Below are 24,410 nucleotides of genomic sequence, written 5' to 3' on the forward strand. Positions count from 1 at the left end.
ATTGTCATTTTCCATTTTGATTTTTGCATTTTACATTTACTTTTCCGTTTTAAGAAAAAGGAGATTGCCATCGGTTTTAAACATAATATCGCCGTTTTGGTCGGTTCTCAATGTTTTAATATCATACTTTGCCAACAAATCCAAGGTCTCTTGATGCGGATGTCCGTAAGAGTTGTTCGATCCCGCGGAAATCACGGCCGCGGCGGGAAACAGCGCCGCGGTAAACGCCTCGTCGGCCGAAGTCTTGCTTCCGTGGTGCGCCACTTTCAAAACATCGGCCGGTTCGGGATCGACCGAAAGCGCGGCTTTTTCTCCCTTAACGGTGGCATCGCCCGTGAATAAAAACGATCTCCGGCCGTAAACCAAGCGCGCCACCACCGAAGAATTATTGGCGCTTTGGCCGGAATTTAAATCGCCCGCCGCCGGCGCCAGAATTTTCAAAACGCAATCGGGATCAGCCCCGAGAACAAGCATCCGGCCCGGCCGCGCGATCACCACATTGGCGCCTTCCCCGACGATCAAATCGCTCCATTCTTCGCTTTCCGCGTTATCTTTGGCGACTCCCGACCAAATGATATTGCGCACTTGATAATTCTTAAGCACCGCCAGCAATCCGGACAGATGATCGCGATCGGCATGGGATAAGACCACCCAATCAATATCGCGGTCATAAAATGGCATCGCGGACCCCAACTTCTCCAACACCGCGCCGCCGGGTCCGCCATCAATCAAAATCTGAACTCCGTTGGGCAATTGAGCGAAAGCCGCGTCTCCCTGGCCCACATCAAAAAATTTCACTTCAAGATACCGCCTCTGCGAATTGCCAATCACCGCCAGCCAAACAAACAAATTGGCCAGCGCCAATCCCAAAACCAGCCATTTTATCCATTGATCTTGTTTTTCGCCCGCTTTTCGCGAATTTTCGCCCGGTTTCTCCATTCGACTATTCTAACACATCGCCCAAATTTAAAGCGCCGGCTTTAAGCCCGCGCTTTAAAATTTGATTTATTTTTTAAAAACTATGCCGCGGCCGCGGCTTCCGCCTCCGCCTTGCCCATAATTTTAAACATCTTGGTGCCGCAAACCGGGCATTCGCCGGTCATCGCCTGGCGCACCATTCCGCCCTTGCCCTTCATCTCCACGGGTTTCTCGTTCTTCATTTCCTGTTTGGCCTTGCACTTAACGCAATATCCGATTGTTGCCATGATATTATTTATTATTTATTATTTTTACTTATTCGAACTTATCCAAAATAAATCCGATATGCCGGTTTGATTGAAACGACCTTTAACCGGCCTAGATTGCTTTGCTTTATATAGAGTAATTGAGCTTAAAAATTAAGTCAAGGGCGATAAATTAATTAAAAATGCAAAAATCAAAATGAAAAATGACAATTTAAAGTTGAAAAATGTTCAAATCGCGACATTTTAACATTTTGCATTGTCATTTTGATCTTTGATTTTTACATTTTACATTTTACATCGAACGCGGTTTATTCTAATATGAAGCCATCTTAATCCCAATTTAAGGGGTCTGTCGCCGAATTAGCTTCAGAACGAAATTTTCAGTTTTCGAGCGAAAAGAATGAAGAATGAGGAGGCATATTTAAGCTAAATCCGGCGACGAATGATGAATTCTTTGCAGCCGAAAAATGGAAATTGCAGTTGAAGCTAATTCGGCGACAGACCCAAAAGAATATGCCACAAGAAAAAATTTATGTTATCGGGCATAAATCGCCCGATACCGACACGGTTTGCTCGGCGATCGCCTATGCCGAATATCTCAAAAAAAACAAGGTTAACGCGGTGGCCGCGGTTTGCGGCGATTTGAATCCGGAAACCAAATTCGTGCTGGATTATTTCAAGGTCGGCAAACCCCAAAAAATGACTTCCGCCTCGGGAAAAACCCTGGTATTGGTCGATCATAACGAAACCGGCCAGATGCCCGAAGGCGCGGATACGGCCAGGATTATCGAAGTCATCGACCATCACAAAATTTCTTTCCAAGGGAACGAACCGATAAAATTCCGCACCGAACCGGTTGGATCAACCGCGACCATTGTCGCCGGAATAATGCTGGCCGACAAATTCAAAATCACCAAGCAATTGGCCGGGATTCTGGTTTCGGCGATATTGTCCGACACCGTGGTTTTCAAATCGGCAACCACCGCCGAAATTGACGCTAAAACCGCCAAGACGCTTGGCAAAATCGCCAAAATATCCAATTTAAAAACTTTCGGCATCGAAATCAAAAAACAAAAAGCCAGCCTGAAAGGACTTACCGCGGAACAAATTCTACATTCCGACTATAAGGAATTTGATGCTAACGGAAAGAAATTTGCCGTCGGCCAAATCGAAGTAGTGGACATAAGAGAAGCCAAAAACCGCACGGCAGAGATCCTTCGGCAAATGGAAAGCAACAATACGGAAAACAATTTGGCGTTCACCGTACTGATGGCCACCGATATCATCAATTGCGGATCCCAACTCTTAATTGCCGGCGATGCCGCGCCGATCGAAAAAGCTTTCGGCAAAACCTGCGCCAATAACGCGATTTATATGGAAAATATGATGTCTCGCAAAAAAGACCTCCTGCCGCCCGTAATGAAAGCAATCGGTTAGCCGCTCAATATTGCCAAAAGCGAATTTGTTGAGGTTTGACCTCAACTTTACCTCAACTTTAGGAATAATCTTGAATTGCGAAACGCTTTTGCATTCGAGGTATTTGAATTTAATGGTTTCGTAATTTAAAGCAATAAGCAATAACAATATGTTTACCGGAATAATAACAAATTTGGGCAAAATCGCGGAAATAACCACCGCGAAATTGGTTGTTGAAACCGGCGCGGATTTTTGCGCCAAGCTGGAAATCGGCGCCAGCGTCGCGATCAACGGCATTTGCCTGACGGTCACGGTTTTTGACAAAAGTTCTTTTGCCGTGGAAGTAATGCCCGAAACCGTGAAACGCACCAATTTGCAATACCTGCGAATCGGCGGCGAAGTAAATCTGGAAATGCCGGCCACCGGAGAATCGTTTCTGGCCGGCCATATTGTCCAAGGCCACATCGACGGCATCGTCCAACTGCGGAGCATAACCGATGACGGCAACAGCCGCGTATTAAAATTTGCCGTGGATAAAACCTTAGTTAAATATATCGTCGAGAAAGGCTCAATCGCGGTCAACGGCGTTTCGTTGACCGTAATCGAAGCGGGAAACGATTATTTCACCGTCGGCATCATCCCCCACACCTGGGACGCGACCATGTTCCACAATTTCAAAACCGGAGATTTTGCCAATATCGAGGTTGATGTTCTGGCAAAATATATTGAAAAACTAATCAAAAAATAGATGAAAGATATTAAAGACATAAAAATCGCCGTCATCAGCGCCGCTTTTCACAAAGAAGTCACCGATAACCTCGAAAAACATTGCGTTGACACCCTCAAAGAAAAAGGATTGTCCGACAGCCAAATCGAAATCACAAAAATTCCGGGCGCGCTGGAAATACCGCTGATGGCCAAAAAAATGGCGAAGAAAAAAATTTATGACGCGATCATCGTCTTTGGCGCGATCCACAAAGGCAAAACCACGCATTTCGAACTGATCTCGCGCGAATGCGCGCGGGGATGCATGGATGTTTCCCTGCAATTCGAAATCCCGGTAATCTTTGAAGTGCTGACCGTAATGGATATCGCCGACGCAATGGATCGCGCCACCCGCGAAAAAGAAAACAAAGGCGCCGAAGCCGCCCTGACCGCTTTGGACATGATCAGGCTGATGTAAACATAAAAATAGATTCAAAAACGGATTTTCAATTTAAATTTCCTATTCTTTGGGGCTTCTTTCGAATTTACTTTTCAAGTCCAGCCATTTCTTTTCGTTATAGGTGATTATGCCGACAAAAACCGCCTTGCCATTATCATCAATAATCATTGTTTTAGCGATATCAAAAATAAATAGCGGATAGTCATGGATATCGGCGGTAATGAGCGGCAACCGCCCTTGATATTTAATTAATTGAGCGGCGTTTAAACAATCACAGAAAGAAATCTGCTTGGGGCTAATTTCATGAGAACGATATTTATACATCGCCGAAAGAAATGCGGCCAATTCAATGTCTTCTTTTTTAATATCCAAAACGGCAAACCGATCAACCCAAGCATTGAGCTTGTCGTATATCGCTTTGTCGTTGCAATAACCGACAAGTTCAAATTTAGTCGAATTCAACACCATCATTTCGCATTGTTTATCGCCCAACAAATCGTAAATTTTACAAAAACGCGCCGCCCTTTTTGAAGATGCAAGCGCGGATAAAATATTGGCATCGAAAAGTATGAATCCATGTTTAAACGGATCCGCCGCATTCACAAACGCCATTTCCATATTTTTCTTTTTCCTTTTTGATAAAAATGTCCCTGATCGACTCAGTCTCCGCCCAAAACTCGTCTTTTTTCAAATCCGACCAAATAAATTTTCTTTTCTCTATTTCTATCTTTTCAATTTTTTTTGTGTTTTTTTCGGCCATATTTTTGACTTGTTTATGGTAATTTAATTATAGCAATTTGACAATAAAAAAGTCAAATTTTTTGTTAATTTTGGATAATAAATTTTCCGACTCCTGTCTGAGCCTTCATATTCTCTGAAGCGACCGAATTTTGGGCTATCCAGGATAATACTTCACCCCTTTTCTCTTCGCTTGAAAAACTGACTTGGAAATTTTTCATTTCCGTGGAATACAGATTATATTTGATTTTGTCTTTGTCGAAAATCAATTTAACGGCCAAGCCGTGGCGCACTTCGTCAGAGAATATCTGGTCAAACAGGAAATTGCCCAGCGAATAAAATATGGGTTTGCCTTTGTAGATTTCGATTGGCTGGACCACATGCGGATGACCGCCCAAAACCGCGTCCGCGCCCGCGTCGATAAATTGGCGGCCCTTAACTTGGGAACCCGGCCAAAAATTTGTCTGGTATTCCGCGCCCCAATGGGCGTAAACAATCACAAAATCCGCACTGCCCCGCGCATCTTTAATTTTAGCCAGCGTGCCCGCGATCGCCGGATCGCCGAATTCGTTATAGCCGATAAAGGCGATTTTCAATCCGTTGATATTTTTTACCAATGCCGGCCCCTCATTGTAAAAATCGCCGAAATAACTGATGCCCGCTTTGTCCAAATACGCCCGCGATTGCGCAAAACCGTCTTTGCCGAAATCCCGCACATGATTATTGGCCAAATTAACGATATTAAATCCGCTATCCTTGAGCGCCTTCGCCAACGCCGGGTCAAAAGTGAAACTGGTATTGTTCGGATCCAGCGGCCGCGGCTTAAAATCCGTGAACGATCCTTCCAAATTCGCCAGAACCAGATCATTGCCCGCCAAAAAATCTTTGATATTTTCAAACGGATAATCCGCGCCCTTGCGGTCAATCTCCCGCTTGATATAACGGTCAAGCAACAAATCACCAAACGCCAGCAAAGTTACCGGCGCGATTTTAACAGTCTCTTCTTTTTCGATAATTTCATTTCTCGCTGTCTTTGCCGGGGTCGCAAAAATCTGATCCCGGCGGCTATCGTTTTCCGAATGGTTAGGCCGCAAGAAAAAAGCAAAAAACGCGGCCAGGCCGAAAATCACCGTGAAAACAGCCGCTCCGATAAATCGCGCGCGCTTTTCGTCTCTGATTTTAACCTTAAACGGTTTCTTTTTTGCCATCGCAACAAATGGCGCACCCGGCGCCGATCACCTTGATTGATATGGTTTTATTTCCCATTGTTTTTTTGCTTATCCTTGAATTACGAAACGCTTTGCATAACGAATTTCCGGTTCTCGAAATTTTGCCCTTCAAAATCCATAATTTTGCAATCTAAAAAGCCGCCTGCTTGGCGGCGACTTTGAAATTATGCCGGAAATGGCTGAAGAAGCCAACCGCCGCCTTCTTTATGCGCTTCAATGCATTTTTGACTGCCGTGTTTAACCTTTTCGGCGATGGAAATGCTGTTACGATTAAATTCCTTGTCGTCTTTTACGGTGATAATGATGCAAGCCCTGTCGGGAATTTTTTCAAATTCCTTCGGATGTTTTGACAGATATTCGTCAAATTCCAAAGAAAGTTTGATATTTTTTTTAATAAAATTTTGTCTCATAATTTTATTATGATTATTTGGCATTAACCATTCATTAAATAATTCTCCATGATCTTTCTGAAATTTTTGGTTATATGCCGCTTGGCTTCCGTAAAAACATTATTAGCATCCCCGTCCAGATATGTAAAGATTCGCTTCTTTTTCAAGTAATAGGTGTGCTTATGCGATTTATTGCCGTGGCGGCAATTATCTATTCTTATTATAGTACGCCAGCGAGAATCAACCAAACTGTGGTATTGGACAACAAATTCCAATATATATCCCCGTTTTTCGGTGAATTCAACAAGCAATTTATCTTTATCGGTTAACGGTTGGATATACCTAACCTTTTTCATATTTATTACTTCCAGCCTTGGTTGACGACGCGCCAGACCACTTGTTCTTGCGGAAGCTGGATCGCGCCCTGCGGAGTCTGCTGAACCATATTGGTTTGCTGTTTGCGGTAGTCGATGGAAAGTTCGAAATAATTTTGCAGGTCTTTACTTTCCACATAGGCGATGCGATAATCCTTTTTGGTTTGCATCACATTCTGTCCCAGCTCGTTTTCCGGATTCCACAACGAATTCAAATTCATCTCGCGGTTATATTCTTCCAGCAAATCGGTCATCGCCTTCGATAACTCCTCATCGGCGTATTGCACGGTTTTGACGCCCAAATCCTCCTTGGCTTCCTTGCGGCCGATGAAATATTGGTGCGAATATAATTTTTCCGTGAAATAATCCACCACTTTCTCGATCTCCTCTTCGCGCATCGGATTTTTATGGCTTTTCAACAACCGCTTGGCCAGAATACGGATCAGATTATGGATGCGATTCACATTGCCCAACGCCAATGGATGGATCTGCGGATTGGCATCCACGAATTTCTCGAAAATGCGCGAAAGCTGTTCGTCGTCCTTGATGCCGAACTTGTTTTTGGCCAGATCAAAATAAGCCATTACATCCTCCACCGAAATCGGAATTCTCTGGTGCGGGTTTTGCGGATCGACCGGATTGAAAACATTGGCCGTGGACGGATCGATGGGCGAAATTTCCGACAAGTTGCTCATCACAATTTCATCCGCGCCCAGCGCGATCATCGTGGCCGCGCTGTGCGCTTTATAAGACACCAGCACCGAAAACTTGGCGCAATGTTCGCGGATCATCGAAACCAAACGCCAGGGAACCATCGTGTCTCCGCCGGAACTGTACAGAAACAAATCGATATTCTCGGTTTTGCCGATGGCCCGCAATTGCTTGCCGGCTATCGGAATGATATCCATTGCCACGCGCGCGCTCACCGGCCCCGGCCGGTCGCTGGTCAAATAAGTAATCACCCGCGATTCGCGCAAACCTTCAATCCGCTGAATCAATTGTTTTTTATCCATAAATTTTTTCGCTTTTAGATTGCCATAATCATATCATTTCCTCCGATATTTGCCACTCTCGCAAATAATTATCCGTCATTTTTGTTCTTGGCGCATCTATAATTTACCAGGCTGACATCGGCGTAAACCGCGCTTTTGAATTTCCACAAAACATCAAGGCAAAAAGCGGTATCTTCGCCGATACGCAAATCGTTATATTCAACTTCCTCAAAAACATCCCGGCGCACCGCCGCGTACCCGTGATGCGGATGAGCCCCCTCTATCCATTTTTCTTCCGCCGGCCGGTCGATAAAAATAAATTTGGAATTGTCTTTTTTGGGAGGATTGCCAAAAGTGAAATCAATCAGCTGCCGGCTGAAAACAAACGGAATTTCATCTTTGTCGTACTTTTCAAACCCGCGGCCGTCCCTTTTGAAACCGTGCAAAAATAATTTTGGATCGTATTTCAGAAAAACATCTTTGGTTATCTCGATTTTCTGCGGATGGCACTCGTCGTCGGCATCGCAAAAAACCAAGATATTATGCGCGGCCAGCCTGGCTCCTCTGTTCCGATTCTGGCCCGCGAACTGTTTTTCGCCGATAACGCGAAACTTCACGGGAAAAGGATATTTCGAATACTTTTCTTCGAGAACGGAACCGTCTTTTTCCGATGTTTCGCTCAAAGCGACGATAACCTCTTCCGGAAGGCGGGTTTGGCGGCGCAAACTCTCCAGCATTCTCCCGATGTCGCAAATATCGGAAGGATGGCAAGGAATGATAATTGATAAATCATTGATCATCGTTTTTCCGTTTAAACGCGAAAATCACAACTCGCCGAGCAAGCCCAAGAGCTGTTTGAAAATTACATCCGAGCCCAAATTGCGTTTTAATTCGGCGCGCGACTCCCGTCCGACCCGGCGCTCCGCGGCGGTTTCTATTTTATCGAAAACATTATTTGTATTTTCAAAACCGACGATAAACGATTCCAGCCCGAAGCGCCGGAATTGTTCGGCCACCCCCATATTGGGGCTGATCAGCGCGGGCGTGCCGCAAGCGACCGCTTCCATGGCGATATTGCCGTAAGTTTCAAAATGCGAAGGACAAATTACGACATCCATCATCCTGTAAAAACGCGCCAGTTCTTTATTCAGCATCGGAGCGACGAATTTTATGTCTTTTTTTAATTTGGCATAAATCCTGCTTCGAGGATTAAGGCTCGCGACCGCGCAGATATTTAATTTCCCTCCTGCCGACGAATTGAATTTCGCGAGCCTGGCGATGAAACGGGGATTTTTCTCGTGTGTCCAGCGCATAACAAATCCCGCGTTGATGCCGCTTCTTCCAGCCAGTTCCGGCAAAGGGCAGTTGGCGAGTTCTCCGATTTTTGAAGTATTTTTAAAAAAATACAAAGGTACCGGATTCGGGAGGATTTTGCATTTTTTCAATGGCCGGCCAAACACTTCTTTTTCCGCGGCTTCGCGCGCGATATTCGAAGGAAAAATATAAAACACGCTATCGTCAAGATAGCTTTTTTCCATTTCGCGGTAAATGTTCCGCGCCCTTTCTTCATACTTTTCGACTTCTCTGGAAATCACCCCGTGGTAATGCAAAACTATTTTTTTCGCGCGCGCCCTAACGGCCGCGATGTACAGACACCAAACCAGATGATATGTGCCGCTAAGAAGGATTATATCCGGCTTTTCCGCCGCGATCACTTTTTCGTATTCGAGGATAACGCTTTCCATCGATGATTCAAATTCCCCGAGATTGCCGGCCGCTTTTGCCAAATCGCCGATATTTTCAAACGGGATCGAAATCGAATAAAGCTTCCAATTTTTTTCTCCGGAAATGTTAACCAGCGATTTTTCTCGGCCGCCGTCGGCCCGCGTGATATCAACGCCGATCAGTTCGACTTCTTCTTTTTCATATGTTGCCTTGATGTAATCCGCCAAAGAAAGAACATAATGCGTTATACCCGCGATTTTATGGAAATGGATGCTTGTTAATATTTTCATTTCGAAGACTTATCCGATTTGACATAATTGAGAAGCAAACCGTGAATACGATCCGGATTGAGTTCATTTTTTAATTCAAGCCTGATCTTCGGATCAACCGTTTCTCCCATCATCCGGTCGATTTTCTTAAATACTTTCGCCGGCACATCAAACGGTGAAATCCATTTGTCCAGCCCGAAGCGCCGGAATTGTTCGGCCACCCCCATATTGGGGCTGATCAGCGCGGGCGTGCCGCAAGCGACCGCTTCCTGCGCCACATTGCCGTATGTCTCGAAACGGGAAGGGCAAACGATAAGATCCATTTTTGAATAAAATCGCCCCATTTTCGCGTTTTCCATCGGCTGGACCATTCTAACCGAATCGCAAATATGTTTTGGAATGTCAACCACGGCGCGAAAATCGCTCAACAGGCTAAAAACATTGTTTTTTATCGATTTTGAATTATGAAGCGCGTATTTTTTAATAAAAGACTTATTCTTTACATGCCGCCATCTGGCAATCATTCCGATATTGTTAGTATCATTCTTTATCTTACTCGTCTTAAAGAAATGAAGCGGAATCGCATTGGGCAAAACGCAAAAATGCTTCGGCTCGCGGCCGAAAACATCCTTGGCCACGGCATTTTTCGCGAATAAAGAAGGAAAGATATATCTTAAATTGTCGGAATCGAAGGTTTTTTCTATGCCTTGGAAAATCCGGCGCATCGCCTCGGGGTAATGTTCGGTTTCCTTGGTCAGGCTTCCGTGATAATGCAAAACAATATTTTTCACCGTGTTCCGCGCCGCCAGAAACAAACACCACGGAAGATAATAGGTGCCGTTGAGCAATATTACATCCGGTTTTTCCCGCCGGATAATTTCTCTGTACCGGTCGATTATCGGGCTTAACTTGTTTTGAACCTCGCCGATATTGTCCGATTTTTTCACCAATTCTTTGATATCGGGATGCGGCATGGAAGCGGTTATCACCCGAATATTGTCTTCACGGCTTTCTTTAATTTCCGACGATGCTCCAAGATTGTCGTTCTTGGCCATTTCCACTCCCACAAGCTCCAAATTATTGGAGTTTTTTTGTTTCTTCACATAAGAAGCCAGCGAAGACAAGGTTTGGGAGATGCCGGCAAGATTATAGAAGCGGACATTGGTTAGAATTTTCATCCTGTTAAAATTAGCACGATTCAACCGTTATTTCAATAGTTTTGCGGCAATTTCGCGGAAAGTTGATATCGCTCAAAAGCGCGCCGTCCCTACAGTTCTGCTTGAAAAAACCAACTCGCATCAGCTTGCCCGTTTCCGGCCGGTGAGCATTCTTACGGCTTGTTCCATGGAACCGGCAAGAGTGATCGTACCGGCGTTGACGAAATAGATTTCATCGGCATTGACGATGGTGTTGAGGCGATGCGCGATAATGACTTTGGTGGTGTTTTCCGGAAGTTTTCCGATTATTTCTTCCAGAAGCTGTTCGGTAACCGTATCGATATTGGCCGTGGCTTCATCAAGAATCAATAAATCCGGTTTTCTTAAAACCGCGCGAATAAAAGCTATCAACTGCTTCTGGCCCAAACTGATGGTATCGCCATCGCCGACAATCTTTGTTTTCAGCCCCTGGCCGAACCGCGCCAACAAACCGGAAAGGCCGGCGTCTTCCAGCGCGGTCGCCAGCTGTTCATCGGCGCAATCAATGTAATGCGGATTGCCGTAAACAATATTGTCGCGGATCGTACCGGTAAACAAAAGCGGCTCTTGCAGGATAAAACCGATCCTTCGCGCGCGGACTTCGGGCGAATACGAACGAATATCTTTGCCTTCAAACAAAATCGCGCCCTCGGACGCGTCGTATATCCGGGCCATCAACGAAGCGGTCGTGGTCTTTCCGCCGCCGGTCGGACCGACCAGCGCGTAAGTCTTGCCTTTTTTGAGCTTTAAATTAACTTTTTCCAAAACCGTTTTCCCGTCCAAGTAAGTGAAAGATACATTCCGAAATTCCAACCGCAGATCGGTTTTATCGCGGCCAAACCTGTTCTCGACGATTTTCATATCCGATTTTAACGCCAACACTTCCGAAATGCGTTCAATGGCCGCGAACGCCAGTTGCAATGTGGGCCACACCGTTGCCAGCTGGCGCAGCGGGCCGTAGAAACTGTTGACATACAACAAATAACCGATCAGCAAACCAATGGTGAAATCGCCGGCGCCGATCAGGTAAATTCCGTAGCCAAGCACGATCATTTGCGCCAAGATCGAAGCTACGCCATAGATTGGAACGAAAACATTGCTCGCGATCCCGGCTTTGACCGCCGCGGAAAAATTATTGGCATTGACGCCGTTGAATTTATCGCGGAAATAATCAAGCCGGTTGAATGCCGCGACCACTTTGAAATTCGCTAAACTTTCCTGAATTTCCGAACTCATTTTGCCGGTCGTTTGCAAACTTTTTAGATTGGCCCGCTCAACCCACGGCCCGAACAACCGCGTCGCGATCAAAACAACGGCCGCCGGGATCAGGGCCGCGGCGCCAAGGCGCGGGTTCAACAACACCAAAAATATTCCCGCGCCGGCAACGATAAAAAAACTGCGCATTAATTGCATCAATGCCTGGCCGATGAACTGGTTTAATTTATCGGTATCGTTGTTGACGCGGGAAATCAAATCGCCGGATTTATTCTGGTTGAAAAACGCCAGCGGCAATTCCTGGAGCTTATTGAATAGTATATTGCGCAAATTAAACAGCGCCCGGCGGCCCGTACCGCCCAAAGCGATGGTTTGGACATAACTCGCGATCAATATCACCAGATATACCGCCAACAGCTGCCACAAGCAAACCGCAACTCCGCGGTAATCGCCGTTTTTTATGTACACATCAACCGCCCGGCCGATGATTATGGGATCAAGCAGAGCGGCCGCCGCCCAAACCAAAGCCGCGAAAATCGCCAGCGCGATATTCGCTTTTTCGCCGGCCAAAAGCGGCGCCATCATTTTTAAGGCCCGCGCCGATATTCCTTTTCTGTTTTTATTTTTGCGGTCGCCAAGCGCGTAATTCATGCTCGTATTCATTGGTGCTTTTTTGCGAATTATATATTTGTATGTATTCCGGCGATGACTCGATCAACTGTCGATGCGTGCCGCGGGCCAGCGCTTCCCCTTCCATCAAAAGAATAATCTGGTCGTAATCTTTCACCGGTTCGATTTTCTGCGTGACCGACACCAAAGTGATGCCGGGATACCGGCTGCGGATATTGGCCAAAATTTTCCGTTCGGTTTCATTATCCACGCGCGCGGTGAAATCATCGAGCAAAAGAATTTTGGGATTCAACGCCAGCGCCCGCGCCAGCATAACGCGCTGTTTCTGCCCGCCCGACAAGCTGGTTCCCCGCTCGGACACCATGGTGTCCAGTTTTTTTGGCAGCGTATCGATGAATTCCTTCAACTCGGAAGCGGCAATCGCTTTCTCGATGTCCGCCTCGGATACTTTGGCGTTAAACGCGATATTCTCCCGCAAGCTGATATTAAAAATTATGCTGTCCTGGAACACCAGCCCCACTTGCCGGCGCAAAGCGGCTTTGTCATATTCGTTGATGTTCTTTCCGTCGTAGTAAACCGCGCCGGATGTCGGCTCCAGCAATCCCGTTAAAATATAAATCAGCCGAGTTTTTCCCGCCGCGGTCGGACCGATGATCGCGGTGCGCGTGCCGGCGTTAATTTTGATATTCACATCTTTCAACGCAATTTTCTGGCCGTAAAGCAAATTGATATTTTCCATATCAATATCGCCGCGCAATGCCGTCGCGAGTTTTCCGGTTTCTTTGAGATCGGGAGCGGCCAGCACCTCGTTAACGCGGCGATAAGACGCGTCGGATTGGGCGATAACCGTGCTCATAAAACTGATGACAATGATCGGAAAAATAAGTATCGCCAAATAGCTGTTAAACGCCGCGAAATTGCCCAAACTCATCGCGCCGGTGATCACGAAGTGGCCGCCCATTCCCACAATGGCCAGCGTGGCCATATTGGCGATGAAGGTGACTGCCGGAATCAGAGCCGCAAAATATCTCATAATCGTCAAACCGATGTTTTTCGATTCCTCGTTGGCCGCGCCGAACTTTTCATATTCATAACTTTGGGAATTTAGAATCCGGACGACCGCCGCGCCCGTTATGCTTTCGTTGATCACGCAATTCAGCCGATCGATGGTTTCCTGCATTTTGGTGAACAATTTATGCACCCGTCCCAGCACCAAATAAAACGCCAGGCCGATGAACGGCATCAGAGCCAAAATCGCCAGCGTCAATTTCCAGTCGATCATCAACATCAGCGCGCCGGCGCCCGCGATTAAAAAAACCGACGATACCAAAGACGGAATCGCCAACGACACGAACGATTTCACCGCGTCGACATCCGAAGTGAGATTCGTCAAAAGCTTCGCCGGCGTTACGCGCTCCACGAACGAGTAATTCTGTCGGGCGAGTTTTGCCACCACCTTGGCGCGCAAATCGCGCGCCACCAGCTCCGACGCGTAGGTTTGCGCTACTCCCTGCAGATAGGTGAACAAAAAAACAAAAACCGCCACCAGCGAAAACTGAATGGCCAAAGCCCCAACATCAAAACCGCCCGCGCCATAGGCATCGATCCCCGCCGCGATCAATTTGGGTACCGCAAGACTCAACCCGTTGCTTGCCGCGGTCAACAAAATAATACCGGCCACAAACCGGCCGTAAGGCTTTACCAGCTTAACCAACTCAACCGAAGTTTTATTGTTTCCGTTGTTTTTCCTGTCAGCCATCAAAATATACTACCCATTCAACCTACCTCTTTTATCCCCTTTTTTCAATCAACAACCCCGGCAACAATAAATTTTATATTTTCCATTCGAGTCCGCGATCGGGGTATTAACCCCGATCTTGCGGCCAAAGGGGGCACCCCTTTGGAATCCTCTTGGTGCACCCCGGGGCAAAGCCCCGAGGTATTGCACTCAATAAAAAAATATTTCATTTGAAATATTCATGTTGGGGCGAGAAAATTTTGCGCCAAAGCCAATTTCCTTCGGTTTCTTTTTACGCAACGGCAACTGCTTGGCGTTTATTGATTGAATTTATCCCACGAAACAACCGCGCCGTACAGCGCGACATATACGCCGTTGTTTAGCGTTTCAACCGCCCATTGAATTGCGGGCCTTCCCGTGATTTTTTTGGCGGAAAGCGGGTCCAAGACTGAAAACCTAAGATTTTTTTGGCGGATACCTTTTTGGCGGCGGATTTCATCCGTGTCCATTAAACAGGCACAGATCAAAAGACGGTTTGAGCGCGTTCAACTTTTCGATTGAATTCATCCGGAGCGAGCAATCATCGACTTCGATCCCGACCGAATAGTTCCCCTTTTGGGCAAACACATTCCCTCGGGAATACTCGGGATTCCTTTCGGTCACATTCCGGCCCTTTCGGTTTCGCCAGACCTCTTTTTCCGTTCGGGCTTCGTACCCTAAACGCGAAAAATATCTCATTATGAGCCATTGAATCTACGGATGGTGCGGGGTATGAATTTTTAGTAAATCCTCTACTAAGTAGTTCACTTTAATAGAAAATTAATCCAAAGACTTATAGAATTAGGGTACTTGACAGCTTGTGGATAACTTCTTGTATTGCGCCATGAAAAATGGTACTATGTAAATAGCTCATCTACCATGCGTAGAAGGAGTATCGGATACCGCCCCCAAAGGCGGTGTTTGTTTATTGTACTTTTCAAACTCTTTTTTATATCTTTTTTTGTTATATTTATCGATAGGAAAAGCGGTACAAAAAAGGTAATAGTCTTTTCTTTTAGTAATTATAACTATATAGTCCCATTTACCGAAACAGAAACAAATTCTTTTTTGAATTTTACCTTTTTTGTTTTTTCTTTCCGTTTCCCACAATTTGATATCACCGCAAGGATAATTCTCAATAATAGCTTTCGGCCACTTCAATCTTTCACATCTTCTTAAATCTGGGGTTCTTTCCTCTTCTACCTCTCCCCCTGAAATCATGTGCCAAAATGTATATTCTTTTCCCTTTAAATAAGGGTCTCTAATACATTTCACCTGTAATTTATCAAATAAGATTTTGTCTTCAAAAAAATCTTTTTTGAAACATAAATATAGGGCTTCTAAATACTTTTCCCAATCTCCACCAAAATCATCAAAACACAACAAGTCGGGTAATTTAGTCATAGATCACTCTTGCGCTTTCCAAACGAAGACATTAAATTTATCCTCTCGATACAAAGTAGATTTTTGTAGCGAATACCCAGACCTTTCTATGATTCTTTTGATAATATCAATTTTCGCCTTGCTTGTTTCCAATCCTCGATTTTGATAGCATACAGCTCCTAACAGAAAATCCGTAACTTGCATTAGTTCAATTTCATCAGATCTAACAATCTGCATGTTTTCGATGATCTTTCTATCAAAATCATACATGTTATTAGATAAAACTTCCTGTAATTTTTTCACTTTCTGCCCTCCTCTTGTATCTTTGATATCAATGTATATGCGGTATTTATCTTCGGGATTAAAGATGGTTTTGAGCAGAGCAAAATACATTTTATAATACCACTCATCGTGAGTCTGCTTAAACTGAGAATGGTTCAAAAGGTGCTTGTCGGGAATCACAAGACACCGAAAATGTAAATCATCATTATCAAAAAAATAATCTACAATTTTTTTATAAAAAGCAACCTTCGCTGGAGAAACCTTTGTCCATTTTATCTCAAAATTAGATCCTATATTGTTTTCTTTTTTTATCTCTCTAATACGTTTAAAAATTTCGTGCGTTTTTTCTAATGGACACCATAAAGCACCAAAAGCCTGAAGTGGTCGGGGTTGTCAAGACACGGAATTTTGAGGAACCAGATGGTAAGAATTTGTTAAATTTGTTTGCTTAATCTTCTGAAAATGCACTTCTGCTGGTCTTCGGTAACCTAATGACTGATGGCGGCGCAGATTATTGTAAAGCGGAAAGTATTCATTTAAACCTCTGCGGGCTTGTCCCACATCTTGGTAGGAGTTTAAGTAAATGTTTTCCCGTTTGACCGTTCGCCATAATCTCTCGGTGAAAATGTTGTCCATATAGCGGCCGCGCCCGTCCATGGATATTTCGACTTGTTTTGATTCCAGAATTCCCGTAAATTGAGGACTGGTAAAATGGCTGCCTTGATCGCTGTTGAAAATTGCCGGCCGGCTTTGCGCCAAAGCTTCGTTTAAACATTCCAAGCAAAATCCGATTTCCAAGTTGTTGGATAATTTCCAAGCGATCACATAGCGGGAAAACCAATCAATAATCGCGGCCAAATAAGCAAATCCCGTTTCCAGCCGCACATAAGTAATATCGCAACCCCAAACTTGATTCGGCCCGGTAATTTTCAGACCTCTTAACAGGTAAGGATAAATTTTGTGTTCGTTGTTTTTTAAGCTTAAATCAAGCTTGTTTTTGGGATAAATCGCCTCAATTCCCATGGTTTGCATCAATGCGCGAGTGTGGCCGCGGCCAATGGGAATTCGGTAGGTTTGATTCAATTCTTCTTTGATCTTCCGACTGCCATAGAACGGGAATCGGGTGTAAATAATATCAATCAAATCCATGATTCTTTTGTCTTCTTCGCTCGGCGGCATCGGGCGGTAATACCAGCTGGCGCGGGATATTCCCAATAATTGGCATTGTCTTTTTAAAGAAATATTTTTGTTGTCTTCTTCAATCAGCGATATTTTCCGCTCATGGGTTAGGGATTTGCAGTTTTTTTTTAAGCCATTCCAGTTCCATATCTCTTTGGCCGATAATCTTGTAAAGATTGTCTAATTCCGCCTGACGGCGGATTTGCTCGTCTTTCTCCTTTTTGCGACCGTCCTTGAACAATTCGGCCAGATTATCCAACGCCTGCTTTTTCCAAAGCCCGATCTGTGTCGGATGAACTTGAAAATCCGAGCTGATTTGGGCCATTGTTTTTTCCTCCCTGATTGCGGTTAACGCCACTTGCGCTTTTTCTTGGGGAGTAAAACTCCGCGTTTTTTTGTTCATATCTCATCATATCTTTTCCACACCAGTTGGCGCAAATTTCGTGTCTAGATTTGTAAGACCATTATAGCCATAGCCTGTTGATGGTCATGTTCCAAATGGCAGCTTTCGTCACAATAAATATTATAGATTTGGCTCATAAATTATTAAACCGTAACCCTTAAAAACTTTATTTTAATCTACAGTTTTCGAAGTATTTAATCAAGATTTAAAAATTCGACGAAGCCTCACGGCTTCGTGAGATTTATTTATATATTTTACCCCCCCTCCCCCACCTGCGGCTAAAATGCGTTGGCCTGAGCCCAATTCGAGCCCGGCTGCCCCCTTGCGAGCGCCGCCCTGGAGGAGAGCCCTCCGGAAGGGCAAGCGAAGCTCAGTCGGGGGCAGATAGATGGTATAAATCAGCTGTTCTTGATAAAATAGGTACAAACTTCGTTGAAAATGTACTCCATAATATAACAAAGTTCCTTTTTTCCCTCTAAATTGCGGCCGGCGGCGATCGCCGCCCATTGAATTGCGGGCCTTCCCGTGATTTTTTTGGCGGAAAGCGGGTTCGATACGGAATACCTAAGATTTTTTTGGCGGATACCTTTTTGGCGAGTCTTTCAAAAAACTAATAATTCTATTAACCGATCCATTAAAATCACTTTTAATTTGATGTTCCCAAATCGTTAGCACTTGCCAACCAATTTTCCTTAACTTTCCCGCAACGAACCTATCCCTCAATTTATTTTTTCTTAATTTATTTTTCCAAAACTCATTTGGAAGCACCGATTCCCACCGTGAAAGTTGCCAACCGTGCCAAAAATCACTATGCAAAAAAACCGCCTTTTGAAATTTTAGTAAAGCAATATCTGGCTTACCAATTACTTTTTTGTAGTTTTTTTTAAATTTAATGCCTTTCCTTGATACTTCTCGAAAGATTTTCTGCTCAAAATCAGTATTCGACGAATGAATCCTCGACATTATTGAACTTCGTTTTTCCTTACTAAATTTATCCATTTTTTAAAAAATACTTTTTGACTCCGCAGCTAATTCTTGAGTTAAACTTAGATTCCATGCTCGCATAGTTTTATGCCATCTTCTGAATTTTAAGAATTGCTCCCAAGTAAGCTCTAAAATTTTCTTTGGCTTATAGTGTTTATCGATTAAAACGATAATCACATACTCAAACTTTTTTTCCGGATTTTTATCGGTTTGATCACCGCAACCGTAAAAAACGCCCGTAAGATTCCCTGGTTCTGAAATTGTTTTAATACTATAACGCTCGCCTCTCCTGCTAATGGCATCTACATTTTGCGTTCCCTCCGGGGCCGCTTGAAGCTTAGCTAAGCCTGGCGTTTTATTGTATATTTTAATTGCCAAAAATTCGCCGCGTTCGCCAACTATATTTCTAGTCCTCACTAATCCTCGTTCTTTCAATTTAAGACCGATGTATGCGTAGAGTGTCCAAATTTCCTCATCCGATAACTCATTCGCCGCATTCAACACATCGTCAAATTTTAGCAACAAATCTCCTTTTTTTATGTTCTTTTCCATATACTCCATTTTACTTTGATGATATAATTTGTTAAAGAGGGAACAGAAACATGACTATCTCGCGTAAAAAAAAGATAAAAGTAATCGACCTTTTTGCCGGTATCGGCGGTATTGGCCTCGCCTTTAAACGCGCGGGTTTTGATATTGTTTATTCAAATGATTTTGACAGGTTTGCTTGTAAAACATATGAAGCTAATGTCGGAAAGATTGATTATCGCGATATCAAAAAAGTCAAACCAGAAGAACTACCGATCTATAATGTTTTATTGGCTGGATTTCCGTGCCAACCGTTTTCCGCTCTGGGCCATCGTTTAGGATTTGAAGATCCGAGAGGTAATTTATTTTTTGAAATAGAAAGGTTACTGCACACAAACAAACCAGATGCTTTTTTTCTCGAGAATGTTCGTCATCTTAAAACTCATAACGACGGGAATACTTTCCGTGAGATCTCCAAAGCTTTGGAGGGTCGTTTAGGTTATAAATTATTCGTAAATATTTTAAACGGAAAAGATTTCGGCTTACCGCAGAGCAGAGAGCGGTTTTATTTGGTAGGCTTCAGGGAAAATGTATCATTCACGTTTCCGAAGGTAACAAATAAGGAATTACCGCGCTTGGATTCGATCCTTGAGGAAAACGTCGACCCCAAATATTACCTTTCCGAAAAATATTTAACTGGGCTAGAAAAACACAAAGAGAGACATCGAGGCAAAGGCCACGGATTCGGATATGAAATACTAGATCCGCAAGGTATCGCTCACACTCTTGTCGCTGGTAACATGGGCAGGGAAAGAAACTTGATCAAAGATAAACTGGTGGAATCGTATGATCATGAAATTTTGACTCCAAGAAATAAAAAGGGTGTTCGCAAATTAACGGTTAGAGAATACGCTCGCCTTCAAGGATTTCCAGATTCTTTCGTTTTCCCGGTTTCAGACAACCAAGCATATAAACAAATAGGTAACTCTGTCTGTGTACCAGTAGTGCATGCAATCGCAAAAAAAATGAAAAAGGTTCTTGAAAGCACCTATTCTTTTCAACAAAATCAAGATTTAATGCCAGGAGAACATACAGCGAACTAAAAAATTTAGTGAAATTTCGGCTCCTTGCGAAAACACTTATAACAAAGTGTTTTTAAGTTATTAATTTCGTTATTTTTCGGATCATTATCGATATGCCGAACGAACAGATCTTTACCATGATCTTTTTGGCTTGATCCCCTGTCTAACCCGCATCTCGTACATTTAAAGCCATCCCTTTCTATGGCTTTTTCTCTATTCCCACCGAAATGCTTAAGATTCCAAGCCTCTTTCATTTTTTTCTTAACTTCTGGTCGTTGAGCGTATTTTTTTGAATATTCTTTATTTTTTTGTTTTATTTTCTCCGCATTTCTTTCATTGGAAGCTTTAACTAAATCTTTGAAATAATCGCTTTTGAAATAACAGTTACGACAAAGACCATAGCTGTGATGAGGTGTTGTGGTGGTTCCGCAATTTCGACATTTTAAATAAAATCTGCTCCACCGTTGTTTATACTTATCGGAATTTTTACCCAAGATATCAATTATCTCTGGAAAATTTTTTTTAATAATTTTTAAAGAAATTTTCTCATCCGATAAAAATTTGTTCAAAGAATATTGAGTGGATGCTTTTTGCATTAATTCATTTCTTCGATTTTCATAAGATCCGTATTTCTTTTCGTCTCGTTTTGTCTCATGCGATTTTTTAATATCATCAACAAACGAAGAAACATCAATTACCTGCCCCGCGTTTACGGATTGATGAATTTCATACATAATCGCCTTACTTAGTAATTGGCGAATACGCTCTCTGGTTATCCCGTGCTTTTGGCCTATTTCCTCAAGCGTGCATCCTTGCTTATAAAGCTCAAGAATATCCAAGAGTCGTGTTATGTTTTTTTCCGCTTCCTCCATATTGGTTAATGTGATTCATCGGGATTATACGCATCGTCAAACAGAAAATTTCCTAAGTCTTTGGCTGCCGCTTCATGCACCTTTGAAATCATAGTTCCAAGAATTTCTGCATCTATCGTGTCGGCGTTGAATCGATCTGGATCTTTTTTTGCCAACCGTTGGAGCGCCTCCTTAATAAAAATATCTATATACCTCTGGAAAAGAAAGTCTCTCCATCTTAAGTGTTCGGCTCCGTATTTTTCTATGATCGCTGCAGCAAGCGGGCTCGAAGTATTAATCCAATAGATTCCCGCATCAACATCTTGTATCCTTTGATATACGACAGGCTGACGCGGATCGAGTTGCACCTTTTTCCCTCCATTGAGAGGATCATCGTCAAAACTCGACAGCTTAACCATAGGAAATTTACCCGTTTTCTTTGGTTTGTCTCCGCCTCCCTGCTGATCGCCAGATCCACCGCCCTTGGTTCCGCCTGAATCACCAGTTCCCGTTCCTCGTCCGCCCCCGGACCCACCAGAACCAAATCCTCCGCCGGAACCCACCCCTGGCCCGACCAGCACTTCCGCAAACAATTGGCGCATGAATTTATTTTTCCATTCGTTCAAAAAATCATTATAAGTGGAAGACAATTTTTTGTTAATTTCTTCTTGCTCTTTATCTTCTTGATCAGCGATTCTTGCGGCCAATTCATCCACCTGAGACCTTATCCATTGAAGCAATGCGTTACTCCTATCGTTCGGAATAAGCTTTTCCCTGTCATTGCTAACGGAAGAATTCGCTGGTTCTTCAAGAATCGGACATTCACATTCCCCATAGAGAAAAACCGCCTGCGTATAATAGCGAATACCCATTTCGTATATCCTGTAAGAACCGATAACCCCAAGTTCGCCAATGATATCGACTCTATTAAGATCGGAAAACCGACCGCCCCGCTCTAAGGCAACCTCCGAAGTGCGAAGAATTAACCGGCCACCAGGATATTTCAAATTTTCCATTTCTATAACCAGTTTTTCCGCATCTTTTTCCAAAATCAATTTGTCGGGTATCGGAATAACAATAGGTTCTTCGAATCCTGGACGAGGTTTAATTTCGTCTGGCAACAATCTTTCGTATAATATTACATCGTTTTGACTTACGGAAAGCGGAATCCGCATCAGCACTCTTCGAGCCTGCGGATGGTTTTTCAATTTTTCACAAATTCGTAACGCTTTAATTTTTGTTTTCATTCCAACCGGACTAACCCCTCTCGCTACCGTAAACCCCGTCTCACCATTTAAAATTGATTCTTTCAATTCTGACGGAACAATTTTTTCTATATTGGCAAACTTTATGGCTTCGTTTACGTTAAATGGTATGTCCTTAAAAGGCTTGTTTTTTTGATAATTTGCAAAACCATATTTTTTATTTTCACTAAAACCAAAAACATTAAGTTTTCCGTCTCGGAAAGTAATAAAATACGATTCGTCAAACATTTGCCTCATATAAAACTTACCGCCGTTTCCGTGGCCTCCATAAGTTTTTTTCTTCATACCTCGTTTTGCCGCCTCTGGATCGCCCCACCATTGAAAAGCTTCCTGAATATCCAACGACGTCATACCCACAAAATCGATATTTTCAACTGTCGCTTGTCCATCTTCTTCGTCGGTAAATCTTAAGACAACATATTGCTTGTTATCTGGCATTCCTTTTCTGATATACGCATCCGCCGAATTTTTTACTAATTCTGAAATACCTTTTTCGTGATCGAATTTGAATTCTCTTCCCCAAATTTCCAAAAGATTGTCATGAAATTTATTCTGCTCTTCCTGAATGACAAACGTTTTCGTTTTAGCCATATTATTTTATTGCCTTGTAGGTAATTAATTCTTCGAACTTATTAAACAAAAAACTATGATACTGAATAATTTTGTCGTAAAGGGGTTTTTTTTCGTCCGATTTCAACGATTTCAACTCCTCAACAACGCTTTTCATTGTCTCAACTCTTCCCATAAAATCATTTTTACTTGTTCTGACAGTGACCCCCAAATAATTATAAAAATCAGTATCCAATATTTTTTCCCGTTCATCGTTTATAAAAAGACCCTGAAACCCGTCCAGGATTAAAATTCTTGCGACTTCTTTTTCCGCATGTCTCGACAAACGATTATCGCTTCTTATATGTTTACCGGCAACCGCATCTTTAATCTGGGTAGCAATGGAGACACCACGATCTGTCAAGGTAAATATTTTGTTTCCAGCCGTAACCAATCCTTTCTTCTTCGCATCGTAAAGTGGTTTATGCACCATATCGCCAGAATCAGGATATTCCTTATATCCCCTCAAATGAAATTCCTCGGGATAATCCTTAAACAGCTTAACCACAATATCTTCAAACCGAATGTTGCGCCGGGTACCCCCAGAAAGGTTTAACAACGCAAGTAATACTTTTTGAAAACGCGAAAGACTTTGTGATTTTTCCATAATATTCAAAATATTTACAATTTAAATTCTCCTGTTTTTTTGGAAAAAATAAATTTAGATTTCGTTTCTTTGATTTTTTTTTCGATTTCAGAAAATATTTTATCTATATCTTCTTCATTATATTCATAAACATGTCTATTCGCGCAATTTCCCAGAACTTTTAGACGCTTTAAAACCATGTTTGTGCGTAAAGTTGCCAAACGACAAAACCTTTCGCGTGAACTTTCATTTTTTGGTGACTGCTTGCTCATATGCTTTGTTTTTGTTATAGATATATTACCCTTGCAAATAAGATGAACCCTTGGTAAGAGCTTAGCGTATTGTAGATATAAGTCAAGCTAACATGTTAAATTATTTTCTATACGCCAGAAAATCTACGGATGTTGAGGATAAACAAGTCCTATCTATTGAGGCGCAGCTTTCCGAATTGCGCGATTTTGCTACGCGCGAGAATTTGACCATCATCGAGACTTTCATTGAAAAACAATCGGCCAAGATTCCGGGAAGGCCGATCTTCAACAAGATGGTCGAACAGATAGAGAAAGGCCGGGCGCAAGGCATCATTGCTTGGCACCCCGACCGGTTGGCCCGCAACAGCGTTGACGGCGGCAAGATCATCTATCTTGTCGATACCGGCACAATCGCCGCCTTGCGCTTCCCCACCTTTTGGTTTGAACCCACGCCGCAGGGAAAATTCATGTTGAATATTTCTTTTGGCCAAAGCAAATATTATATCGATTCGCTTTCGGAAAATACCAAAAGAGGGCTTCGCCAAAAGTTAAGGCGCGGCGAATATCCGGGCCGCGTACCGGTTGGTTATATAAACGATTCGCGCGATAAAAGTATTGCGGTTGATAGAAAGAAAGCGAAAATCATCAAAGAAGCGTTTGAATTGTACGCCAAGAACGAATCAAGGCTCGAAGATATTTCTGCTTTTC

At 43.4% G+C, this 24,410-nt stretch carries 27 protein-coding genes and 1 pseudogene; 4 read left to right on the forward strand and 24 right to left on the reverse strand.

All coding sequences use genetic code 11. The features are described 5' to 3' along the window. Positions 1-36: 36 nt before the first annotated feature. Both L7H18_04030 and L7H18_04035 read right to left on the reverse strand, forming a co-directional pair. A complete protein-coding gene (locus L7H18_04030; protein ID UMX47587.1) occupies positions 37-939 on the reverse strand; it encodes an MBL fold metallo-hydrolase in 903 nt (300 codons plus the stop codon). An 80-nt stretch (positions 940-1,019) separates the two neighbouring features. Continuing rightward, entirely contained in the window at positions 1,020-1,205 is a 186-nt protein-coding gene (locus L7H18_04035; GenBank protein ID UMX47588.1) for a DUF5679 domain-containing protein, read from the reverse strand. Between the two features lie 492 nt (positions 1,206-1,697). Between L7H18_04035 and L7H18_04040 the strand changes: the two genes are divergently transcribed. The 3 genes from L7H18_04040 (at position 1,698) to ribH (ending at position 3,783) form a co-directional block, all read left to right on the forward strand. After that, complete coding sequence (locus L7H18_04040; protein ID UMX47589.1) at positions 1,698-2,621, forward strand: manganese-dependent inorganic pyrophosphatase; 924 nt, start codon at positions 1,698-1,700, stop codon at positions 2,619-2,621. A 148-nt stretch (positions 2,622-2,769) separates the two neighbouring features. Beyond that, a complete protein-coding gene (locus L7H18_04045; GenBank protein ID UMX47590.1) occupies positions 2,770-3,348 on the forward strand; it encodes a riboflavin synthase in 579 nt (192 codons plus the stop codon). After that, positions 3,349-3,783: a 6,7-dimethyl-8-ribityllumazine synthase gene (gene ribH, locus L7H18_04050; protein UMX47591.1), complete on the forward strand. Its 435-nt coding sequence runs from the start codon at positions 3,349-3,351 to the stop codon at positions 3,781-3,783. 42 nt (positions 3,784-3,825) lie between these two features. On the opposite strand, the gene L7H18_04055 is transcribed toward ribH, so the two are convergent. From L7H18_04055 to L7H18_04135, 17 genes and pseudogenes are all read right to left on the reverse strand, one after another. Continuing rightward, the gene (locus L7H18_04055; protein ID UMX47592.1) at positions 3,826-4,383 is read right to left on the reverse strand and encodes a hypothetical protein; all 558 of its coding nucleotides are present in this window, start codon (positions 4,381-4,383) and stop codon (positions 3,826-3,828) included. Then, complete coding sequence (locus tag L7H18_04060; protein UMX47593.1) at positions 4,346-4,525, reverse strand: hypothetical protein; 180 nt, start codon at positions 4,523-4,525, stop codon at positions 4,346-4,348. Before L7H18_04060 ends, L7H18_04055 begins: the two co-directional genes overlap by 38 nt. A gap of 64 nt (positions 4,526-4,589) precedes the next feature. Continuing rightward, entirely contained in the window at positions 4,590-5,711 is a 1,122-nt protein-coding gene (locus tag L7H18_04065; GenBank protein ID UMX47594.1) for a CapA family protein, read from the reverse strand. A 185-nt stretch (positions 5,712-5,896) separates the two neighbouring features. Then, positions 5,897-6,142: a hypothetical protein gene (locus tag L7H18_04070; GenBank protein UMX47595.1), complete on the reverse strand. Its 246-nt coding sequence runs from the start codon at positions 6,140-6,142 to the stop codon at positions 5,897-5,899. A gap of 23 nt (positions 6,143-6,165) precedes the next feature. Next, on the reverse strand, positions 6,166-6,477 hold the full coding sequence (locus L7H18_04075; GenBank protein ID UMX47596.1) for a hypothetical protein: 312 nt from the start codon (positions 6,475-6,477) through the stop codon (positions 6,166-6,168). A 5-nt stretch (positions 6,478-6,482) separates the two neighbouring features. Beyond that, a complete protein-coding gene (locus L7H18_04080) occupies positions 6,483-7,508 on the reverse strand; it encodes a hypothetical protein (protein ID UMX47597.1) in 1,026 nt (341 codons plus the stop codon). 68 nt (positions 7,509-7,576) lie between these two features. Then, positions 7,577-8,287 (reverse strand): glycosyltransferase family 2 protein, encoded by a 711-nt coding sequence (locus L7H18_04085; protein UMX47598.1) that lies wholly within the window; start codon positions 8,285-8,287, stop codon positions 7,577-7,579. Positions 8,288-8,311: 24 nt separating this feature from the next. Further along, entirely contained in the window at positions 8,312-9,502 is a 1,191-nt protein-coding gene (locus L7H18_04090) for a glycosyltransferase family 4 protein (GenBank protein ID UMX47599.1), read from the reverse strand. Continuing rightward, a complete protein-coding gene (locus L7H18_04095) occupies positions 9,499-10,659 on the reverse strand; it encodes a glycosyltransferase family 4 protein (protein UMX47600.1) in 1,161 nt (386 codons plus the stop codon). Before L7H18_04095 ends, L7H18_04090 begins: the two co-directional genes overlap by 4 nt. A 120-nt stretch (positions 10,660-10,779) precedes the next feature. Further along, the gene (locus tag L7H18_04100) at positions 10,780-12,555 is read right to left on the reverse strand and encodes an ABC transporter ATP-binding protein/permease (protein UMX47601.1); all 1,776 of its coding nucleotides are present in this window, start codon (positions 12,553-12,555) and stop codon (positions 10,780-10,782) included. Beyond that, positions 12,512-14,281 carry an ABC transporter ATP-binding protein/permease gene (locus tag L7H18_04105; GenBank protein UMX47602.1) on the reverse strand — a complete coding sequence of 590 codons (1,770 nt, stop codon included), beginning with the start codon at positions 14,279-14,281 and terminating at the stop codon, positions 12,512-12,514. The genes L7H18_04100 and L7H18_04105 overlap by 44 nt, the downstream gene beginning before the upstream one ends. Before the next feature lie 296 nt (positions 14,282-14,577). Further along, the gene (locus L7H18_04110) at positions 14,578-14,769 is read right to left on the reverse strand and encodes a hypothetical protein (GenBank protein ID UMX47603.1); all 192 of its coding nucleotides are present in this window, start codon (positions 14,767-14,769) and stop codon (positions 14,578-14,580) included. Between the two features lie 400 nt (positions 14,770-15,169). Next, the gene (locus L7H18_04115) at positions 15,170-15,703 is read right to left on the reverse strand and encodes a hypothetical protein (protein UMX47604.1); all 534 of its coding nucleotides are present in this window, start codon (positions 15,701-15,703) and stop codon (positions 15,170-15,172) included. Between the two features lie 3 nt (positions 15,704-15,706). Then, on the reverse strand, positions 15,707-16,240 hold the full coding sequence (locus tag L7H18_04120; GenBank protein UMX48452.1) for a DUF3800 domain-containing protein: 534 nt from the start codon (positions 16,238-16,240) through the stop codon (positions 15,707-15,709). Positions 16,241-16,420: 180 nt separating this feature from the next. After that, positions 16,421-17,546, reverse strand: a pseudogene (locus L7H18_04125) (IS3 family transposase). 564 nt (positions 17,547-18,110) lie between these two features. Further along, positions 18,111-18,545: a very short patch repair endonuclease gene (locus tag L7H18_04130; protein UMX47605.1), complete on the reverse strand. Its 435-nt coding sequence runs from the start codon at positions 18,543-18,545 to the stop codon at positions 18,111-18,113. A 3-nt stretch (positions 18,546-18,548) separates the two neighbouring features. After that, positions 18,549-19,082 carry a hypothetical protein gene (locus L7H18_04135; GenBank protein UMX47606.1) on the reverse strand — a complete coding sequence of 178 codons (534 nt, stop codon included), beginning with the start codon at positions 19,080-19,082 and terminating at the stop codon, positions 18,549-18,551. A gap of 50 nt (positions 19,083-19,132) precedes the next feature. Between L7H18_04135 and dcm the strand changes: the two genes are divergently transcribed. Next, on the forward strand, positions 19,133-20,161 hold the full coding sequence (dcm, locus tag L7H18_04140) for a DNA (cytosine-5-)-methyltransferase (protein UMX47607.1): 1,029 nt from the start codon (positions 19,133-19,135) through the stop codon (positions 20,159-20,161). Between the two features lie 5 nt (positions 20,162-20,166). Here dcm and L7H18_04145 read toward each other — a convergent pair whose 3' ends face one another. From L7H18_04145 to L7H18_04165, 5 genes are all read right to left on the reverse strand, one after another. Next, positions 20,167-21,012, reverse strand: a complete 846-nt coding sequence (locus L7H18_04145) for a hypothetical protein (protein UMX47608.1) — start codon at positions 21,010-21,012, stop codon at positions 20,167-20,169. 5 nt (positions 21,013-21,017) lie between these two features. Beyond that, on the reverse strand, positions 21,018-22,847 hold the full coding sequence (locus L7H18_04150) for a hypothetical protein (GenBank protein UMX47609.1): 1,830 nt from the start codon (positions 22,845-22,847) through the stop codon (positions 21,018-21,020). Position 22,848: 1 nt separating this feature from the next. Next, positions 22,849-23,472, reverse strand: a complete 624-nt coding sequence (locus L7H18_04155; GenBank protein UMX47610.1) for a hypothetical protein — start codon at positions 23,470-23,472, stop codon at positions 22,849-22,851. Positions 23,473-23,486: 14 nt separating this feature from the next. Further along, entirely contained in the window at positions 23,487-23,723 is a 237-nt protein-coding gene (locus tag L7H18_04160; protein UMX47611.1) for a hypothetical protein, read from the reverse strand. A 149-nt stretch (positions 23,724-23,872) separates the two neighbouring features. Beyond that, on the reverse strand, positions 23,873-24,193 hold the full coding sequence (locus L7H18_04165) for a hypothetical protein (protein ID UMX47612.1): 321 nt from the start codon (positions 24,191-24,193) through the stop codon (positions 23,873-23,875). Positions 24,194-24,410 lie beyond the last annotated feature (217 nt).

The organism is Candidatus Nealsonbacteria bacterium DGGOD1a, assembly GCA_022530585.1.
Classification (GTDB): Bacteria; Patescibacteriota; Minisyncoccia; order Minisyncoccales; family UBA5738; genus UBA5738.

Coding starts and splice junctions, on each gene's coding strand:
- L7H18_04095 (UMX47600.1), bottom strand. CDS start 10,659: ATGAAAATTCTAACCAATGTCCGCTTCTATAATCTTGCCGGCATCTCC.
- L7H18_04155 (UMX47610.1), bottom strand. CDS start 23,472: ATGGAAAAATCACAAAGTCTTTCGCGTTTTCAAAAAGTATTACTTGCG.
- dcm (UMX47607.1), top strand. CDS start 19,133: ATGACTATCTCGCGTAAAAAAAAGATAAAAGTAATCGACCTTTTTGCC.
- L7H18_04065 (UMX47594.1), bottom strand. CDS start 5,711: ATGGCAAAAAAGAAACCGTTTAAGGTTAAAATCAGAGACGAAAAGCGC.
- L7H18_04085 (UMX47598.1), bottom strand. CDS start 8,287: ATGATCAATGATTTATCAATTATCATTCCTTGCCATCCTTCCGATATT.
- L7H18_04135 (UMX47606.1), bottom strand. CDS start 19,082: ATGGAAAAGAACATAAAAAAAGGAGATTTGTTGCTAAAATTTGACGAT.
- L7H18_04145 (UMX47608.1), bottom strand. CDS start 21,012: ATGGAGGAAGCGGAAAAAAACATAACACGACTCTTGGATATTCTTGAG.
- L7H18_04045 (UMX47590.1), top strand. CDS start 2,770: ATGTTTACCGGAATAATAACAAATTTGGGCAAAATCGCGGAAATAACC.
- L7H18_04075 (UMX47596.1), bottom strand. CDS start 6,477: ATGAAAAAGGTTAGGTATATCCAACCGTTAACCGATAAAGATAAATTG.
- L7H18_04150 (UMX47609.1), bottom strand. CDS start 22,847: ATGGCTAAAACGAAAACGTTTGTCATTCAGGAAGAGCAGAATAAATTT.
- L7H18_04090 (UMX47599.1), bottom strand. CDS start 9,502: ATGAAAATATTAACAAGCATCCATTTCCATAAAATCGCGGGTATAACG.
- L7H18_04100 (UMX47601.1), bottom strand. CDS start 12,555: ATGAATACGAGCATGAATTACGCGCTTGGCGACCGCAAAAATAAAAAC.
- L7H18_04035 (UMX47588.1), bottom strand. CDS start 1,205: ATGGCAACAATCGGATATTGCGTTAAGTGCAAGGCCAAACAGGAAATG.
- L7H18_04070 (UMX47595.1), bottom strand. CDS start 6,142: ATGAGACAAAATTTTATTAAAAAAAATATCAAACTTTCTTTGGAATTT.
- L7H18_04160 (UMX47611.1), bottom strand. CDS start 23,723: ATGAGCAAGCAGTCACCAAAAAATGAAAGTTCACGCGAAAGGTTTTGT.
- L7H18_04130 (UMX47605.1), bottom strand. CDS start 18,545: ATGGATAAATTTAGTAAGGAAAAACGAAGTTCAATAATGTCGAGGATT.
- L7H18_04105 (UMX47602.1), bottom strand. CDS start 14,281: ATGGCTGACAGGAAAAACAACGGAAACAATAAAACTTCGGTTGAGTTG.
- L7H18_04030 (UMX47587.1), bottom strand. CDS start 939: ATGGAGAAACCGGGCGAAAATTCGCGAAAAGCGGGCGAAAAACAAGAT.
- L7H18_04115 (UMX47604.1), bottom strand. CDS start 15,703: ATGACTAAATTACCCGACTTGTTGTGTTTTGATGATTTTGGTGGAGAT.
- L7H18_04040 (UMX47589.1), top strand. CDS start 1,698: ATGCCACAAGAAAAAATTTATGTTATCGGGCATAAATCGCCCGATACC.
- L7H18_04055 (UMX47592.1), bottom strand. CDS start 4,383: ATGGAAATGGCGTTTGTGAATGCGGCGGATCCGTTTAAACATGGATTC.
- L7H18_04060 (UMX47593.1), bottom strand. CDS start 4,525: ATGGCCGAAAAAAACACAAAAAAAATTGAAAAGATAGAAATAGAGAAA.
- L7H18_04110 (UMX47603.1), bottom strand. CDS start 14,769: ATGGACACGGATGAAATCCGCCGCCAAAAAGGTATCCGCCAAAAAAAT.
- L7H18_04080 (UMX47597.1), bottom strand. CDS start 7,508: ATGGATAAAAAACAATTGATTCAGCGGATTGAAGGTTTGCGCGAATCG.
- ribH (UMX47591.1), top strand. CDS start 3,349: ATGAAAGATATTAAAGACATAAAAATCGCCGTCATCAGCGCCGCTTTT.